Here is a 15,847-nt window from a genome sequence, read left to right on the forward strand (position 1 = left end):
CAGGAGGCTACTAGACAGACGCGTTAGGCCATCGCCTGCAGCAGGAGCGGGGCGAGCTCGAGCATCACCTTGCCGACGGCCTCAAGGATCGCCAGGACATCGGGGGCCTGCGTGACGTCGTTCTCCTGGAACTGGGCACCCGTTTCGTCGATGTGCAGCGACAACCGCTGGTCGATGTTGCTGGGCAGCTTGACCCGGTTCCCTCCTGGGGTTTTCAGCTCCATCCCGTTCTCGTTGTCCCGGAACTGGAGGGCGTCATTGTCCCCCTCGCCCACCCGGTTTATCCGCAGGCCCCGGCGGGGCTCGCCCTGGCCGGTCGGCTCGTCCGGCCGCTCCGCTTTGAAGATGACCCGGCTCCGGTCGATGCCGGCGCTCTTGCCGCCGTCGGGGATGCCGCAGTCCTGGGCCACCACCCGTGACTTCGGGGGGATCCGGAACCACTTCCCCTCGTCGGGATAGGTCCACTCCGTGACCTTGGGGTAGACCGCGTACCGGCCTTCGTGCATCTCATCCCAGACGTACATGAAGTATGTGTCATTGGAGTTGTTATAAATCTCGGTAATCTGTGAAGTTCCCATCACGCCTCCCGATTGGTAGTGGCGAACCCGCATCTGCTGAGAGGAGAAGACCCCGTCGGTTTCTGACGATCCGATAGATTCCTTCCCTACCTTCGATGATGAATCATATGGGCGTAGCTGGTCGTGTCAAGGGCGGAAGATCCTTCCCGGCCAATACGGCGGGGCGGGGCGCGACGAATGGCTAGCGGTCGGGAAGGCAGTGGCCGGCAACCCCGGGGACGGCCACTGGCTCGGCAGCCGGCTACCCACTCACGAAGCGAGCGCCCTCGCGCTCACGCATAGAAAAGGAGCGCGCCCTTGTCTCCCCTCGCACGTCCCCTCGCAGGCCATCGCATGGTCAGACCGTTCATCGCCACACTGGCCGCCGGGACGCTGGTCCTCGCCGCCTGTTCCACGAGCACCAACACCTCGTCGGGCTCCAGCACCACCCCCACGCCCGCCGCCTCGGCGTCGGCGCCGGGGTCGGGCACCGCCCCGGTGGTCGACAGCGCGGCCGCCAACCTCCGGGTGACGGTCAACCTCCTCCTCGGTGAGCACATCAGCCTCGCCGTCAAGGCGGTGGATGCCGCCCTCAACGGCCGCACCCAGGACTTCATGGCCTATGGCACGCAGCTGAACACCAACGGCACCGACATCTGCGGCCTGATCGGCCAGGTCTACGGCGCCGATGCCGGCACGTCGTGCAACGGCATCTGGAGCGCCCACGACGGCGACTTCGTCGAGTACACCCAGGGTCTGGCCGCCAACGACAGCGCCAAGAAGGCCGACGCGGTCAACCTGCTGACCACCCAGTACATCCCGCAGTTCTCCAACCTGGTCGCGGGCGCCACCGGACTGCCGACGGCCACGGTGACCAGCCTGATCACCGACCACATCATGACCACCAAGGCGGTCGTCGACGATCTCGGCGCCAAGAACTACACCCAGGCCGCCACCGACCTGCGCAAGGCCTACGCCCACATGGAGATGATCGCCGACCCGCTCGCCGAGGCGATCGCCGCCCAGCACGCCGGCACCTTCCCCGGTGATCCCAAGAACGCCGGCGTCAGCTTCCGGGTGGCCCTGAACAACCTGCTGCAGGAGCACGTCTACCTGGCGACCTCGGCCACCCAGGACGCCCTGATCGGCAACAGCGCCGAGTTCATGGCGCTCGGCAACGCCCTCAACACCAACGGCACCGACCTGGGTTCCGCCATCGGCCAGATCTACGGCGCCTCGGCGCAGACCGCCTTCAATGGCATCTGGAGCGCCCACAACGCCGACTTCGTCGAGTACACCCAGGGCCTGGCGGCCGGCGACAGCGCCAAGCAGGCCGACGCCGTCAACCTGCTGACCACGCAGTATCTCCCGCAGTTCGCCAGCTTCCTGGCGACGCCCACCGGAGTCCCGACCGCCACGCTGACCTCGCTGATCAGCGACCACATCACGACTACCAAGGCCGTCGTCGACGCCCAGGGTGCTGACGCCAAGACCTCCACCGCCGCCACCGCCTCGGCCATCGCCACCGCCGACCGTATGGCCGGCAAGCACATGGAGATGATCGGCGACCCGCTCGCCAAGGCCATCGTCAACAGCCAGCCGGCGAAGTTCCAGGGCTAAAGCCACCCAGGAACCGCTGACCGGACCGCTACCGAACCGCTGACGGAAACTCGAGGAGAAAGCCATGAAAGAGCACCCAGCCTGCCCACACCAGAGCCGGTCGTTCGCCCGCCTGTTCGTCACGCCGGCGCTCGCGGTGCTGGTGTTGGGCGTGCTGGGCGCGTGCTCGGGCAAGACCACCGCCGGCACGGCGCCCAGCACCCCCGCTGCCTCGCAGCAGGCGGCCGCCACCACCGTCCAGATCGTGGCGGACCCCAACACCATCGGGGCCTACAGCCCGCCGACGGTGACCGTCTCCGCCGGCCAGACCGTGAAGTGGGTCTTCGAGGGCCCGATCCCCCACACCGTGACCGCCGATGACAACAGCTTCAGCTCGGGCGGCGTCGCAGACGGCTTCGCCAATGGGCAGACCTACACCCACACCTTCGCGACCGCCGGGAGCTACCCCTACCACTGCGCGATCCACCCGCAGATGCACGGGACGGTGGTCGTCCAGTAGCGCGCCAGGCCGCGCCGCCCGGCCCTACAGCTCCTCGTCCGGGGGGAGCTCGGGCCGGGGGGCGCGCACCCGGCGGCGCCGGGGGAGGTCGCGCAGACCCCACTTGGCCACCGCCACCAGGGCCTCGCTCACGATCGAGCGGGACATCTTCGAGGCGCCCAGGGACCGCTCCCGGAAGGTGATCGGCACCTCGGTGATGGTGTAGCCCAGCTTCCAGGCCCGGTAGGTCATGTCGATCTGGAAGGCGTACCCGTTGGAGCGCACCTCGCCCAGCTCGATCGCCCGGAGCACCCGGGCGCGGTAGCACCGGAAGCCGCTGGTGGCATCCTTCACGCCGAAGCCCAGGATGATGCGGGCGTACAGGTTGCCCCCGAGCGACAGCAGGTGGCGGGCCTGCGACCATCCCTCGACCCCGCCGCCCGGCATGTAGCGGGACCCGACGCCCACGTCGCCCAGAGCGGCGGCGTCCAGGAGGCCGGGGATGGCCCCCGGGTCGTGCGAGAAGTCGGCGTCCATCTCCACGAAGTAGCGGTAGCCCCGCTCGAGTCCCCACCCGAACCCGGCGACGTAGGCCCGGCCCAGGCCCTGCTTGGCTTCCCGGCGGAGCAGGTGGATCTGGGGGTTGTCGTGCCCGGCGGCCTCGACGAGGTCCCCGGTGCCATCCGGCGACCCATCGTCCACCACGAGGATCCCGGCGTCCGGGACGGAGGCGGCCACCGCCTTCAGGATCGCCTCGATGTTCTGGGCCTCGTTGTAGGTGGGCACCACCACCAGGGCACCCTTGCCGGTGCTCATGCCGCCACCGCCCGGCGCACCCGGGGCGCCACTGCCCCGACGGTTCCCAGGACCCCCAGCGCCAGCACGGTGAAGGGCAGCCAGTCGCCGAAGCGGGCATACAGCGTCGTGGTGGTGGCGAAGCGCACCGTCGGGGTGAGAAGCGCGGGCTCGAAGAGGCCCGTGCGCTGCTCGACGTGGCCGTCCGGGGCGATGACCGCCGAAATCCCGGTGATGGCGGCCTGGGCCACCCACACCCGCTCCTCGGCCGCCCGGAGCTGGCTCATCGCCACCATCTGCGCGCTGGCGGCGGTCCGCCGGTACGACGAGTTGTCGGTCGAGACCACGATCATGCGCGCCCCCCGGGCCACGAAGGACCGGACCGACTCGGCGTACGCGGTCTCGTAGCAGATCACGGAGGCAAACTTACCGTGCGGCAGGGCGAAGACGGTCGGGACGTGGCCCGGGATGCCGTCGGCGGGCACCCGGTTCAGCTCCTTGATCCAGCCCGCCAGCTGCCGGCGGGCGGGGACGTACTCGCCGAAGGGCACCAGGTGCATCTTGACGTACCGAGCGACCAGGGTCCCCGCGGCGCTGAAGTAGAGGCTCTCGTTGCGAAAGCGCGCCGCGCCGCCGTCCGCCCCGGGCGTGCCCGGCACCCCGATGGTGGCACCTACCAGGAAGGGGGCGCCCACCTGGCGGATCGTGGCCTGCAGCGGCCCGAGCAGGTTGGCATCGGAGAACGGGTCGTGCCCGACCGAGCTCTCCGGCCACACCACCAGGTCGACGTGGCGGCCCAGCAGGGCGCCGGTCTCGCGCACCTGGCTGTCGAGGGCCTCCTGGTCGAGGGCGTGCGGGTGGGCGGGGTCCTGCTGCGGGGCGTTGCCCTGCACCAGGGCGATCGTCGCCTGCGGGCCGGCGGGCGTCGGCACGGGCAGCGCCGCCGGGGCGACCACCAGCACGGCCGCCGCCAGCACCGCCGCCCCGGCGTAGGCCGGGCTCTCCCGGAGGGCAGCGGCCGCCGCGGCCAGCACGGCGTTCACCAGGGCCACCAGGAGGCTGACCGCCCAGACGCCGCCGTAGGCGGCCAGGTGGAGCACCAGCCGGTCGTTGTGCTGGCTGTAGCCCAGGCCGCCCCAGGGGAACCCGCCCAGGGGGAACCGGGAGCGCACGTACTCCCCTGCCAGCATCGCCACGGGGAAGGCCAGCAGCCGGCCCCGGCGGGGCAGGGCATCACGCAGCACCGTCCCGAGCGTGAGGAAGGCAGCGACGAAGGCGCTCTCCAGGCCCACCAGCAGCAGGTAGGCGGCCAGGCCGAACAGGTGGATCCAGGGGAACAGCAACCCGAAGAACGCCAGCCCGAACCCGGCCCCGGCGGCCGCCACGCCGCCCCGCCGGGCGCGGCCGAACACCAGGGCGAGCGGGACCAGGGATACGAACGCGAGGGGGCCCCAGTCGGTGGGCGGGAAGGCCAGGGCGGTGGCGATACCGCTGGCGGCGCCGGCCGCCCCCGCAGCCAGCGCAGGCCACGGAGGCGAGGGCGGCGAGGGAGGCGAGGGCGGGGCGCCGGCCGCGGAACTGCCGAACCGGTGGCTCAGACGCAGTCCCGGCAGAGCTGGCGCGCGGGGTCGGCGAGCTGGCTCTGGTACTTCACCAGGTGGCAGCTGGCGCACACGAACTCGTTGGCCTGGCGGGGAACCGGGCGGATCGACAGCGTCTCCATCCGCTCGTCGGGCGTCAGGTCGAGCAGCGAGTCCTCCTCCTCCTCGACCTCGGCGATATCCCCGCGCTTGGAGAGGATCTCCTCGAGGCTGGCCTCGCCCAACGAACCCGGCTCGGCGAGGTCCTCTTCCTCCTCGTCGCCCTCGAGGTCCTCTTCCTCGTCTTCTTCGTCTGATTCTGGCTCTTCAAAAATCTCGCTCATGACGTCCTTCCCGCTGCGCCCCAGCCTGGTCCCGACTGGTGGCTCCGTTCGCCCTCCCCGTCCACCCGGTAGCCGTGCCGGCCACGCGTGGATGCGTGATTATGCACCTCCAGCGTAGCGATGCAATCGGTTCCTCCCCTGAGGCTCCGCTGGGCGTTTCCTGGGAGTCTGCCGGCTCAGGGACGGGCCACCAGCCGCCGGCCGATCACCAGGCGTTGGATCTGGTTCGTCCCCTCGACGATCTGCAGGGCCTTGGCCTCCCGGAGGTAGCGCTCCACCGGGTAGTCCTCGATGTAGCCGTACCCACCGTGGACCTGGACGGCGTCGATGGTCACCCGCATGGCGACGTCGCTGCAGAACAGCTTGGCCATCGACGCCTCGGTGCTGAACGGGGCACCGGCGTCCTTCAGGTCGGCGGCGCGGCGGTACAGCGCCCGCCCGGCGGCGATGCCGGTGGCCATGTCGGCGAGGAGGAACTCGATGCCCTGCAGGCCGGCGATCGGCCCCCCGAACTGCTCCCGGCCCTGGGCGTAGGCGACCGCGGCGTCCAGGGCCGCCTGCGCCAGGCCGATGGCAACCGCGGCGATGCCCAGGCGCCCGGAGTCCAGGGCGGTCAGGGCGACGCTGAACCCGGTGCCTTCGGCCCCCAGGCGGCGGCCGGCCGGGACCGGGCAGTCCTCGAAGAGGAGCTCCCAGGTGGGCGATGCCCGCAACCCCATCTTCTGTTCGACCTTGGCCGGGCGGAACCCGGGCGCCCCCTGGTCCACCAGGAACGCGCTGATGCCTTTGGCCCCTTCGGCGCCGGTGCGCGCCATCACCAGGAGGACGTCGGCCTCGGCACCGCGCGTACAGAACTGCTTGCGCCCGGTGAGCCGGTAGCCTCCCCCGTCGGGCACCGCCCGGGTCTGCAGGCTGGCGGCGTCCGACCCCGAGGACGACTCGGTGAGCGCGTAGGCCCCCAGCCGCTCGCCGGCGAGCAGGGCGGGCAGCAGTTCCTCTTTGAGCTCCGGGCCGGCGAAGCGCTGGACCGCATCGCACACCAGCGTGTGCACGCCCAGGCCGACGGCGGCTGCGACCCAGACGTGGGCGAGCTCCTCGATCACCAGGAGGTAACTGCGGTAGGGGCGCCCGGCCCCGCCGAACTCCTCCGGGAAGGGGATGCCGGCGACCCCGAGGGCGGCCAGCCCGGCGTAGACCGCAGCCGGGTCCTTCGCGGCGGCCTCGTGGGCCTCGACCACCGGCCGGACCTCCCGCTCGGCGAAGGTGCGCACAAGATCCCGCAGCGCCCGGTCATCCTCGTCCAGGCCCACATTGTCGGGTCGCAGTTCGGTCACGCGCGCCAGTGTACGGGCAGGAATGTCGTACCCCGCCGCTAGCGTTTGCGCCATGCGGGCGTGGACCGGTCCGGCGGTGACCCGGGGGTTGGAAGTGGTCAGGGGCCTCCTGTCCCCGCTGGACGCCGCGCCGCCATTCGGCACCTGGGTGCCGCCCGCCGGCGACGGGGTGTGCGCCGGGTGCCACGCCTGGTGCCCGCCCGGCTGCCTCCGCTGCCGGGCCTGCCTGCACACGGCCGGACAGGTGTCCCGCCCGGCGCCGGGCGCCGTGCCCATTTCCCTGTTCCGCACCGGCGACCAGCTCTGGCGCCGGCTGCGCAGCTACAAGGATGGTCCCGATGCCGCGGTCCGGGCGGCATCCCAGGGCGATCTCGCCCGCCTGCTGGGGCCCTTCTTCCGCTCCCACCTGGCGTGCGTGGCGCCGGGCGTGCCCCCCGACTGGGGCCTGGTGGTGGTGCCTTCCACCCGCCCGCGGGCCACGCGCTACCCGCTGGAGCGGGTGGTCCGCCGCTGCCCCGGCCTGGGCCGGCGCCTCATCCGCGGCCTGCGCACGGCCCACCCGGCGGAGCACAACCGGGCCCGGGAGGACGCCTTCACCGTCACCCGGGACGTGGCGGGGCGGTCGCTCGTGGTTCTGGACGACACCTGGACCACGGGGGCCAGCGTCCAGAGCGCGGCCTCCGCGCTCCAGGGGGCCGGGGCCCACGTGGTCGGCGTGGTGGTGATCGGCCGGGTGCTCAACCCGGCGGCCCACCCGGGCGAGGCTGCGCTGTGGGCGCTGGCCCGCAGCCAGGCCTTCCGCCTCGACCGGTGCTGCGTCGGGCGCCACCCCGGCGTGATCCGGCTACCGCAGAGGGCCGGGTAAGCTGGGGACGTCCTATGAACCAGCCCCGGACCGCCCGCGCGCAGACGAGGAGCCGTGGGCTCGGGATCCTGATCCTGCTCCTGTGCATGATGGCTGCCGCCTGTTCGTCAAAGGCCAAGACGGCGGCCAAGACGTCGGCCACGCCCTCGCCCACCGGGTCGGAGAGCCAGGTCCCGGCGCTGACCGCCACCGTTGTGGCCTCCCCCCCGCCCAGCCCCTCGCCGTCGCCCTCCCCGGTCGCCCGGCGGCCAAGCCCCAGTCCGACCCACGCCGTGGTCCCGCCGCCCAGCCCCACCCACGCCGTGGTCCCCCCCAGCCCGACGGCGGTCTCGTCGGCGATCAGCCTGCCGGTGGCGGGGACGTATACCTACGGTCTCTCGGGCACCTACCAGACCCCGCTGCTCGGCTCCACCCAGAACTACCCCGCCGGTGCCCAGCTCCCCATCACGTTCTCGAACAAGGGACCGCAGGGCGGCGGTACCGAGATCCAGGCCTCCGCCTCGTCCAGCACGGACAACGCCACCACCACCACCACGTGGATCTTCCAGCCCACGCGGGTGGTGGTGACCGATTCCACCCTGACGCTGGCCGGTTTGGCGAACTACGACTGCACCTTCTCGCCGCCGCCCGAGATCCTGCCCAACCCGATCGTTGCCGGCGCCCTGCCCGGCTCGTCGTGGTCCACGGCGCAGTGCTCGGGCGATGTCGCGGTCACGGTCCAGGGCGCCAGCACCATCGCCGCCGCCGGGAAGACGTGGGACGTTTGGACGGTGCACACCGTCCTGCACTACCAGGCCCAGTCCAGCGTCAACGTCACCGTCACCAGCACCACCACCTTCGCCCCCAGCCTCGGAACCGTGATCACCAGCGATGCCACCACCACCGGCACGGTCGCCGGGAGCCCCTTCCAGAACCACCAGGTGACCACCCTGCTCAGCGCTCCGTGACCCCCGCCGGGACCCCGTCCGGGACCCTCCCCGGGCAGGAGGGGGCCCGGCCGCTCGTCGAGCTCCGTGACGTCGCCCGCACCTACTGGCGCGGCGACGAGGCGGTCCAGGCCCTGCGGGGCGTCTCGCTGAGTGTCGAGGCGGGCGATTTCCTGGTCGTCACCGGGCCTTCCGGGTCGGGCAAGTCCACCCTGCTGCACATCATGGCGGGCCTGGACCGGCCCTCCTCGGGCGAGGTGCTCCTCGACGGCATCGCCTTGTCGGGAATGTCGGACGACGATCTCACCGAGCGCCGCCGGCGGTCGATCGGCTTCATCTTCCAGTTCTTCCACCTGCTCCCGACCCTGTCCGCCCTGGACAACATCGGGCTCCCCTTGCTCCTCGACGGCCAGCCGACCGGCATGGTCCACGATGCGGCCGCCCGTGCCCTGGCCGAGGTGGGCCTGGCCCACCGGGCGGCGCACCGGCCCCGGGAGATGTCAGGCGGCGAGCAGCAGCGCGTCGCCATCGCCCGGGCGCTCGTCATCCGCCCCACCCTCATCCTGGCCGACGAGCCCACCGGCAACCTCGACTCGGCCTCAGGCGCCGACATCCTGCGCATCCTCCGGGAGGCACCGGCCTCCTATGGTGCCGCGGTGGTGCTGGTGACCCACCAGCCGGACGCCGCCCTCCCCGGCGAACGCACCGTCTTCATGCGCGACGGCGTGATCGAGACCGCTTCGATCGCCCGTTGACTGCCCGCCGCATGACCTCCCACCAGTGAGCACCGCGGTCCGGCCCCCACGGCCCGCCCCCCGCCGGGGCGGGCGCTCCCGGCTGCGGGCGGCCCTGCGGCTGAACTGGGCACTCAACGGCCGCCACCTGGTCGCCCACCGCCTGCGCCTGGGCCTGTCGATCATGGGGATCGCCTCCGGGGTGGCGCTCGCGGTCGCGGTCGGGGGCCTGACCAGCTCGATCAACGCCGCCCTGAAGGACGCCTCGCAGGCGGTGGCCGCCGGTGCGACCTACGAGATCCGGCCGGTCACCCAGGTCCCGATGCCGGCCTCGCTGCTCGATGCCGCCCGTGGGACCCCCGGCGTCCGCTCCGCCGCCGGCACGATCGAGGCGACGACCTACCTCCGGCGCGGGCCGGGGACCAGCGAGTACAGCGTCGCGCTCATCGGCTTCGAACCGGGCATCTTCGCCCTCTCGCCCCGCAGCTTGCAGGGGGCCGATCTCGGGGCTGCCGACCCCACGGGGCTCCTCGTCCCGGGCGCCATCCAGCGGGAGCTGGGGATCAGCGGGCGGGCGCCCCTGCAGGTGTACACGCCCACCGGGTGGCAGACCACCCATCTCGGGGGCACGCTGCCGCCCAACCCCGGCTCCGCCCAGGCGGTGGCCACCGGGCTCCTCACCGCCCAGACGCTCCTGGGGCGGGCCGGGCGCATCGACGCCCTGTACGTCAACGCCCCGCCCTCCGCCCTGCCCGGGCTCACCCGCCGCCTCGGCCCCTCCGTGCGCATCGGGCCGCTGGCCCTGCGAGCCGACGACGTGCGCCAGATCACCGCCACCGTGAGTGTCGTGCTCAACGTCGCCGCCATCGTGGCCCTGTTCGTGGGGGCGTTCCTGGTCTACAACACCATGTCCATGGCCTCGGTTGAGCGGGCGGGCGAGGCCGCCATCCTGCGGGCGGTGGGCGCCAGGCGCCGCCAGACGTTCTGGCTGCTGGTGAGCGAGGGCGCCCTGCTCGGCGCCGCCGGCTCGGTGGTCGGGCTGGCCGGGGGGCTGGGGCTGGCCCGCCTGCTGCTCGCCATCCGGGGGGCCGGGCTGGAGACTCTCCTGCCGATCAGCGTCGACCGCCTGGTGCTCTCCTGGCCCAACCTGGTCCTGGCCGGGGTGGGCGGGGTGGTGGCCTCCATGCTGGCTGCCGCCGGCCCCGCCCGCCGGGTCGCCCGGGCCGACGCCGCCGCCAACCTCGGCCCCCGGGCCGCCTTCGAGGAGCCCGCCGGGGTGGGTGGTTGGCGCCCGGTCCCGGTGGGCCTGGCCATCACCGCGGTCGGCGCGGTGGTGGCCGGCTACTGGGTCCACGCCCCCACCGCCAGCCTGACCCTGCCCACCGGGGCGATGTTCCTGTTCGTGGCCGGGGTCGCCGTCCTCGTCCGGCCGTTGGTCCCCGCGCTCGCCGACCGGGTGCTCCGCCCCGCCCGGAGGGCCCGGGCCACCCTGCGCCTGGCGGCGGGCGAGCTGCAGCGCTCCCCCGCCCGCACCGCCTACACGGTGGGCGCGGTCGTGCTCGCCCTCGCGCTCGTCGTCGGGGTGCAGGTGGACATCGCCTCGTTCCAGGCCGCCTTCCAGGAGGGCCTCGGCCGGCTGATCCAGGCGGACCTCATCGTCCGCTCCCGGGACTGGGCGCCCTATGGCGCCGGGGTGGGCCTGGACGCCGGGGTCGCCACCCAGATCGCCGCCCTGCCCGGCGTGGCGGCCGCCTACCCGTCCAAGACGATGCTGACCACCTACCAGGGCCACATCACCCCGCTGCTGGCCATCTCGGAGCAGGGCTACCAGCGCTACGGCACCGACCCCAAGGTGTCGGCGTACGACCGGGCGATCAACGCCGCGGTGGTGCCGGGCTCCATGCTGATCTCGGCGTCGGCCCGGGACCGGTTCGGCCTGCACGCGGGCGACACCGTGACCCTGCACCCTCCGGGCGGCCCGGAGCGCTTCCGGGTCGTGGGCGTGTACGACGACCCCTCGGCCGTGCTCCCCACCTTCTATGTCACCTACGAGGACGCCGCCGCCGGCTGGGGGCTCGACGTGGCCGACGTCATCGACGTCTTCCTGAAACCCGGGGCCACCTCGCCCGGGGTGGCGTCGGAGATCTCCCGGGCCCTCGGCGCCCGCTACGGCCTGGAGCCCGACACCCGGGAGCAGTTCATCTCGCGCCTCGCCGCCATCGTCTCCAGCCTGCAGCGCCTCATCGGCAGCGTGCAGGTGGTGGCGGTGCTGGTCGCCGCCCTCGGGGTGGCCAACACGCTGCTCATCTCCACGTTCGAGCGCCGCCGGGACCTCGGGATCCTCCGGGCGGTGGGGATGAACCGCCGGCAGCTGCGGCGCATGGTGGTGATGGAGTCCGTGCTGCTCGGCGGCCTCGGGGTGGTGCTCGCCTGGGCGGTCGGCACCGGCGTGGGCCTGTTCGCCCACAAGATCACCGAGATCCAGACCGGCCTGCGCATCGCCACGGTCATCCAGCCGCTGGCCTACCTGGCGGTCCTCGCGCTCGGCCTCGGGGCGGCCGTGGGGGCGGCGATCTACCCCGCTCAGCGGGCGGCGAGCCTCGACGTCACCGACGCCCTGCAGTACGAGTAGCGCCGCCCGCAGCGCCTATTGACGAGGTGTATACACCGAGTGTATTCTCGTCCCATGAGCGTCCCCTTCGCCCTCCTGGGCCTCCTCGACCGGGAACCGAGCCACGGCTACGACCTGAAGCGGGACTACGACACCTACTTCGGGCGGGGCAAGCCGCTCCCCTACGGCCAGGTCTACGCCACCCTCGCCCGGCTGCTGCGGGACGGCAAGGTGGTGGCGGGTGACGCCGAGCCCGGCGCCGGCCCCGACCGCAAGCGCTACGCCATCACCGAGGCGGGCCGCCAGGAGGTCGAGGAGTGGCTGGCCGAGCCGGTCGAGCCCGAGCCCCACCTGCAGACCGTGCTGTTCGTCAAGGTCGCCCTCTCCTTGATGCTGGGCCGGGACGCCGAGGGGTACCTGGACGCCCAGCGGGCCGCCCACCTGCACCGGATGCGGGAGCTGACCGAACTCAAGCGCACCGGCGACGTCGTGGAGGGCCTGCTGGCCGACCACGGCCTGTTCCACCTCGAGGCCGACCTCCGCTGGATCGAGACCACCTCCGCCCGCCTCTCCGCCCTGCTGAAGGCGATGGACCCGGTGGAGCGCACCGCGGCACTGCAAGCACCCGGCACCCCCAGTACCCAGGGCAGCCCCCCGAGAAAAGGAGCTCGGTCATGAGCGTCACCCCCTCCCAGGGTCCCTCCCCGATCCTGCTGCAGGCCGTGGACGTCTACAAATCGTTCGGCCCCACGCCCGCACTCCAGGGGGCGGACTTCTCGGTGGGCCAGGGCGAGATCGTGGCGATCATGGGCCCGAGCGGGTCGGGCAAGTCCACGCTGCTGCACTGCCTGGCGGGGATCTTCCTCCCGGACAAGGGCGAGATCATCTTCAATGGCCGGCACCTCGACCGCCTCGACGAGCGGGCGCGCAGCACGCTGCGGCGCACCGCGTTCGGCTTCGTGTTCCAGTTCGGCCAGCTGGTGCCCGAGCTCACCACCGCCGACAACGTCGCCCTGCCGCTGCTGCTCGGCAAGGTCAAGCGCAAGGAGGCCTACCGGAAGGCGGAGTCCTGGCTGGAGCGCCTCGGCCTGGAGGGCCTCGGCGGCCGGCGCACCGGCGAGCTGTCCGGGGGCCAGGCGCAGCGGGTGGCACTGGCCCGGGCCCTGGTGACCCGGCCCCAGCTGGTGTTCGCCGATGAACCCACCGGCTCGCTCGACTCGCTCACCAGCGAGCAGGTCATGAACCTGCTGGTGGACACCGCCCGGGCCGAGGGCAGCACGGTGGTGCTCGTCACCCACGATGCCCGGGTGGCCGCCTACGCCGACCGTGAGGTGCTGGTCCGGGACGGCCGCGTGACTCTGGGCAACCCGGTCCACCTGGCTCAGGTCGAGGTGGGGAACTGATGTCCCGCCTCGGGCTCCGCCTCACGCTGCGCAGCGGCCGGGAGGCCGCCGTCCGGCTGCTGATTACCATGGCCGCGGTGGCCATCGGCGTCGCCGTGCTCCTCTCGGTGCTGGCCGACTACCACGCCTACCAGGCCACCAGCCGGCGGCCCTCGTGGGAGTCGACCACAGGGACCACGGGGACCACGGGGACCACAGGGACCGGGCCCCTGCCCGCCGCAACCTCGCGCGCCGAGCTGTGGAATTTCAGCGAGAGCATCTACCAGGGCCGCTTCATCGAGACCCTCGACGTCGCTGCCCTCGGACCCGATGCGCCCACGATCCCCGGCCTGGCGACCCTGCCCGGCCCGGGTGAGTACGTCCCCTCGCCGGCGCTCGCTTCCCTGCTGAGGACCGTGCCCGCGAACCAGTTGGGCGACCGGTTCTTCGCCGCCTTCCCGGGGGGCGCCCGGCAGGCAGGCACCCTGGGGGAGGCGGCCCTGCCCGGGCCGACGGCCCTCGCCATCGTGGTCGGCTATACGCCCGCCCAGCTCCAGGCGCTGCCCGATACTGTTGTCGTCACCCACATCGTCAACGCGCCCCACCTGCAGGGGACCACCCAGATCTACCGGTTCGCGTTCGCCATCGGGGCCGTGCTGCTCCTCTTCCCGCTGCTGATCCTGGTGGGCACCGCCACCCGCCTGGCGACCGCCCGCCGGGAGGAGCGCTACGCCGCCATGCGCTTGGTGGGGGCGACCCCGCACCAGATCAATGTGATCGCCTCGGTGGACGCCGTGGTCTCGGCACTCCTGGGGGCGGTGGTCGGGTGCGGCATCTTCCTGCTGATCCGGCCCGCCCTGGCGAACGTCTCGCTGTCCGGCGCCCGCTTCTTCACCGACACGGTGACGCCCACCGCGGCGGGCTACGCCGGGATGATCGTCGGGGTCCCGCTCGCCTCGGCCGCGGCGTCGCTCTGGTCGTTGCGCCGGGTCCGCATCACCCCGCTCGGCGTGGCCCGCCGGGTGACCCCGCCGCCCCCCCGGGCGTGGCGCCTCATCCCGCTGGCCGTCGGCGTGCCCCTCATCGTCTACTCGATCGCCAAGGCGGCGGGACGCACGGACTCGAAGCCGCCCACCCCGGCGGTCTTCCTCGGCCTCATCCTCGTCATGAGCGGGCTGGTCCTCGGCGGCTCCTGGCTCACCATGTGGGCCGCCAAGGCCATGGCCAGGGTCGCCAAGGGGGGGTCGACGCTGCTCGCCGCCCGCCGCCTGGCCGACAACCCGAAGGGCGCCTTCCGGGCGGTCAGCGGGCTGGTGCTGGCGGTGTTCGTCGGCACGGCGATCGCCGGCCTGGCCCCGGCGGACATCGCCGCCCAGAGCACCGGCAACTATGCCGCCCTCAACCAGGTCCTGCGTATGCAGTTTGTCCGGGGGCCGGGTGACGGTCTTTCCCCCCAGGAGGAGGCGGGGCTGATCGCCCAGCTGCAGTCCATCGGCGGCGTGAGCGTGATCCCGGTCTACGTGAACCCGGCGCTGGCCGCCTTCCTGGCGGCGAACCCGCCTCCCGGACCGGGTACGGGCCCGAGCGGCGGCAGCCGGGTGGACCCCGCGCAGAACCCGGACCAGAACCCGCCTCCGCCCAGCAACATCGTCACCTGCGCCAGCCTGGCGGGCCTGACCGCCCTGGGCGCCTGCCCGGCCGGGGCCACGGCGGTGCAGCTGGAGACCCAGGAGCTGTTCACCGACAATCCCCTCGAGATCAACAAGGCCCTCCCCCTGGTCACCGCCCAGAGCCCGGTGGCGGCGGGCGACGTCTCGACCCTCGAGGTCACGGCCCTGCTGGTGAAGGCCACCTCGGCCGCGGGCCTGGAGCGGGCGCGGACCGTGCTCACGGTGTTCAACGCCACCGGGGGCCAGAGCTTCGGCCCGAAAGCCGGCGACTCCCTCACCGCCTGGCAGATGGGCGAACTGGAGCCGCAGACCTTCGCTGAGGTCGCCGCCGTGCGCAACGACGATGACAACAACATCAACAAGGTGGTGCTGCTCGGCACGGCCCTGACCATCCTGGTGGCGGGCTGCAGCCTGGCGGTGGCCATCGGCGGGAGCCTGGTGGACCGCAAGCGGCCCTTCTCGCTCATGCGGGTGGCGGGCACGTCGACCGGCACCCTCTACCGGGCGGTGTTCCTGGAGTCCGGGGTCCCGCTGGTGATCGCCGCGGTCGTATCCGCCCTGGTCGGGCTGGGGGTGGTCACCGCGCTGGTGGACGCCCTGGTCCACCAGCTCGGCCCCGCGGCCGCGCTGGTCCACGGGGCACATCCGGGCGGCATCTACTACCTGTTGCTCGGCTCGGGGCTCGGGGCCTCGATGGGCATCATCCTGCTGACCCTGCCGCTGCTCGGCCGGATGACCCTGCCCCAGAACGCCCGCTTCGAGTAGGCCACAGCTAGAGAACTAAACCTCAATCCCAGGATGAGCATGAGGGCGCCACTCCATCTCTACGTACGGGTAGGCCTCTGCCACTACCTGGAAGCCGAGGCGCTCGTACAGTGCTCGGGCCGGGTTGCCCGCCTCCACGTGCAGCCCAACCGGCATGCCCTCCGCCAGCACCTGGGCGACCACGGC

General features: G+C 72.5%; 14 protein-coding genes. 9 read left to right on the forward strand and 5 right to left on the reverse strand.

Going from position 1 to position 15,847, the window contains the following annotated elements; genetic code table 11:
- Nucleotides 1-23 precede the first annotated feature (23 nt).
- Nucleotides 24-524, reverse strand: coding sequence for a hypothetical protein (locus VFW71_05090; protein HEU5002138.1), 501 nt, complete (start codon nucleotides 522-524; stop codon nucleotides 24-26).
- 387 nt (nucleotides 525-911) lie between these two features.
- On the opposite strand from VFW71_05090, the gene VFW71_05095 reads away from it, so the two are divergent.
- Complete coding sequence (locus VFW71_05095) at nucleotides 912-2,177, forward strand: hypothetical protein (protein ID HEU5002139.1); 1,266 nt, start codon at nucleotides 912-914, stop codon at nucleotides 2,175-2,177.
- Nucleotides 2,178-2,241: 64 nt separating this feature from the next.
- Nucleotides 2,242-2,676, forward strand: a complete 435-nt coding sequence (locus VFW71_05100) for a plastocyanin/azurin family copper-binding protein (GenBank protein ID HEU5002140.1) — start codon at nucleotides 2,242-2,244, stop codon at nucleotides 2,674-2,676.
- A 24-nt stretch (nucleotides 2,677-2,700) separates the two neighbouring features.
- Here the strand turns inward: VFW71_05100 and VFW71_05105 are convergent, their stop codons facing one another.
- The 4 genes from VFW71_05105 to VFW71_05120 all read right to left on the reverse strand — a co-directional run bounded on the left by VFW71_05105 (nucleotide 2,701) and on the right by VFW71_05120 (nucleotide 6,708).
- Nucleotides 2,701-3,471 carry a polyprenol monophosphomannose synthase gene (locus tag VFW71_05105; protein ID HEU5002141.1) on the reverse strand — a complete coding sequence of 257 codons (771 nt, stop codon included), beginning with the start codon at nucleotides 3,469-3,471 and terminating at the stop codon, nucleotides 2,701-2,703.
- Complete coding sequence (lnt, locus tag VFW71_05110) at nucleotides 3,468-5,123, reverse strand: apolipoprotein N-acyltransferase (protein ID HEU5002142.1); 1,656 nt, start codon at nucleotides 5,121-5,123, stop codon at nucleotides 3,468-3,470. Before lnt ends, VFW71_05105 begins: the two co-directional genes overlap by 4 nt.
- The gene (locus VFW71_05115; GenBank protein ID HEU5002143.1) at nucleotides 5,045-5,374 is read right to left on the reverse strand and encodes a DUF4193 family protein; all 330 of its coding nucleotides are present in this window, start codon (nucleotides 5,372-5,374) and stop codon (nucleotides 5,045-5,047) included. Before VFW71_05115 ends, lnt begins: the two co-directional genes overlap by 79 nt.
- A 176-nt stretch (nucleotides 5,375-5,550) precedes the next feature.
- Nucleotides 5,551-6,708 carry an acyl-CoA dehydrogenase family protein gene (locus tag VFW71_05120; protein ID HEU5002144.1) on the reverse strand — a complete coding sequence of 386 codons (1,158 nt, stop codon included), beginning with the start codon at nucleotides 6,706-6,708 and terminating at the stop codon, nucleotides 5,551-5,553.
- A gap of 52 nt (nucleotides 6,709-6,760) precedes the next feature.
- Between VFW71_05120 and VFW71_05125 the strand changes: the two genes are divergently transcribed.
- Genes VFW71_05125 through VFW71_05155 form a run of 7 tightly spaced genes read left to right on the forward strand, consistent with a single transcriptional unit; the run spans nucleotide 6,761 to nucleotide 15,661 of the window.
- Nucleotides 6,761-7,573 (forward strand): hypothetical protein, encoded by an 813-nt coding sequence (locus VFW71_05125; GenBank protein HEU5002145.1) that lies wholly within the window; start codon nucleotides 6,761-6,763, stop codon nucleotides 7,571-7,573.
- 14 nt (nucleotides 7,574-7,587) lie between these two features.
- Nucleotides 7,588-8,520, forward strand: a complete 933-nt coding sequence (locus VFW71_05130; protein ID HEU5002146.1) for a hypothetical protein — start codon at nucleotides 7,588-7,590, stop codon at nucleotides 8,518-8,520.
- Nucleotides 8,517-9,254 carry an ABC transporter ATP-binding protein gene (locus tag VFW71_05135; GenBank protein HEU5002147.1) on the forward strand — a complete coding sequence of 246 codons (738 nt, stop codon included), beginning with the start codon at nucleotides 8,517-8,519 and terminating at the stop codon, nucleotides 9,252-9,254. Before VFW71_05130 ends, VFW71_05135 begins: the two co-directional genes overlap by 4 nt.
- Nucleotides 9,255-9,279: 25 nt before the next feature.
- Nucleotides 9,280-11,865: an FtsX-like permease family protein gene (locus tag VFW71_05140; GenBank protein HEU5002148.1), complete on the forward strand. Its 2,586-nt coding sequence runs from the start codon at nucleotides 9,280-9,282 to the stop codon at nucleotides 11,863-11,865.
- Between the two features lie 54 nt (nucleotides 11,866-11,919).
- Nucleotides 11,920-12,522 carry a PadR family transcriptional regulator gene (locus VFW71_05145; protein HEU5002149.1) on the forward strand — a complete coding sequence of 201 codons (603 nt, stop codon included), beginning with the start codon at nucleotides 11,920-11,922 and terminating at the stop codon, nucleotides 12,520-12,522.
- Nucleotides 12,519-13,247, forward strand: a complete 729-nt coding sequence (locus VFW71_05150; GenBank protein ID HEU5002150.1) for an ABC transporter ATP-binding protein — start codon at nucleotides 12,519-12,521, stop codon at nucleotides 13,245-13,247. Before VFW71_05145 ends, VFW71_05150 begins: the two co-directional genes overlap by 4 nt.
- A complete protein-coding gene (locus VFW71_05155) occupies nucleotides 13,247-15,661 on the forward strand; it encodes an FtsX-like permease family protein (protein HEU5002151.1) in 2,415 nt (804 codons plus the stop codon). Before VFW71_05150 ends, VFW71_05155 begins: the two co-directional genes overlap by 1 nt.
- Nucleotides 15,662-15,847 lie beyond the last annotated feature (186 nt).

This window comes from Actinomycetota bacterium (assembly GCA_035765775.1).
In the GTDB taxonomy this organism is placed as follows: Bacteria; Actinomycetota; CADDZG01; order JAHWKV01; family JAOPZY01; genus DASTWV01.

Bases quoted from the DNA above. Each gene is read 5' to 3' on its own strand.
- VFW71_05090 (HEU5002138.1), bottom strand. From the start codon at position 524: ATGTACGTCTGGGATGAGATGCACGAAGGCCGGTACGCGGTCTACCCC.
- VFW71_05095 (HEU5002139.1), top strand. From the start codon at position 912: ATGGTCAGACCGTTCATCGCCACACTGGCCGCCGGGACGCTGGTCCTC.
- VFW71_05100 (HEU5002140.1), top strand. From the start codon at position 2,242: ATGAAAGAGCACCCAGCCTGCCCACACCAGAGCCGGTCGTTCGCCCGC.
- VFW71_05105 (HEU5002141.1), bottom strand. From the start codon at position 3,471: ATGAGCACCGGCAAGGGTGCCCTGGTGGTGGTGCCCACCTACAACGAG.
- VFW71_05115 (HEU5002143.1), bottom strand. From the start codon at position 5,374: ATGAGCGAGATTTTTGAAGAGCCAGAATCAGACGAAGAAGACGAGGAA.
- VFW71_05125 (HEU5002145.1), top strand. From the start codon at position 6,761: ATGCGGGCGTGGACCGGTCCGGCGGTGACCCGGGGGTTGGAAGTGGTC.
- VFW71_05130 (HEU5002146.1), top strand. From the start codon at position 7,588: ATGAACCAGCCCCGGACCGCCCGCGCGCAGACGAGGAGCCGTGGGCTC.
- VFW71_05145 (HEU5002149.1), top strand. From the start codon at position 11,920: ATGAGCGTCCCCTTCGCCCTCCTGGGCCTCCTCGACCGGGAACCGAGC.
- VFW71_05150 (HEU5002150.1), top strand. From the start codon at position 12,519: ATGAGCGTCACCCCCTCCCAGGGTCCCTCCCCGATCCTGCTGCAGGCC.
- VFW71_05155 (HEU5002151.1), top strand. From the start codon at position 13,247: ATGTCCCGCCTCGGGCTCCGCCTCACGCTGCGCAGCGGCCGGGAGGCC.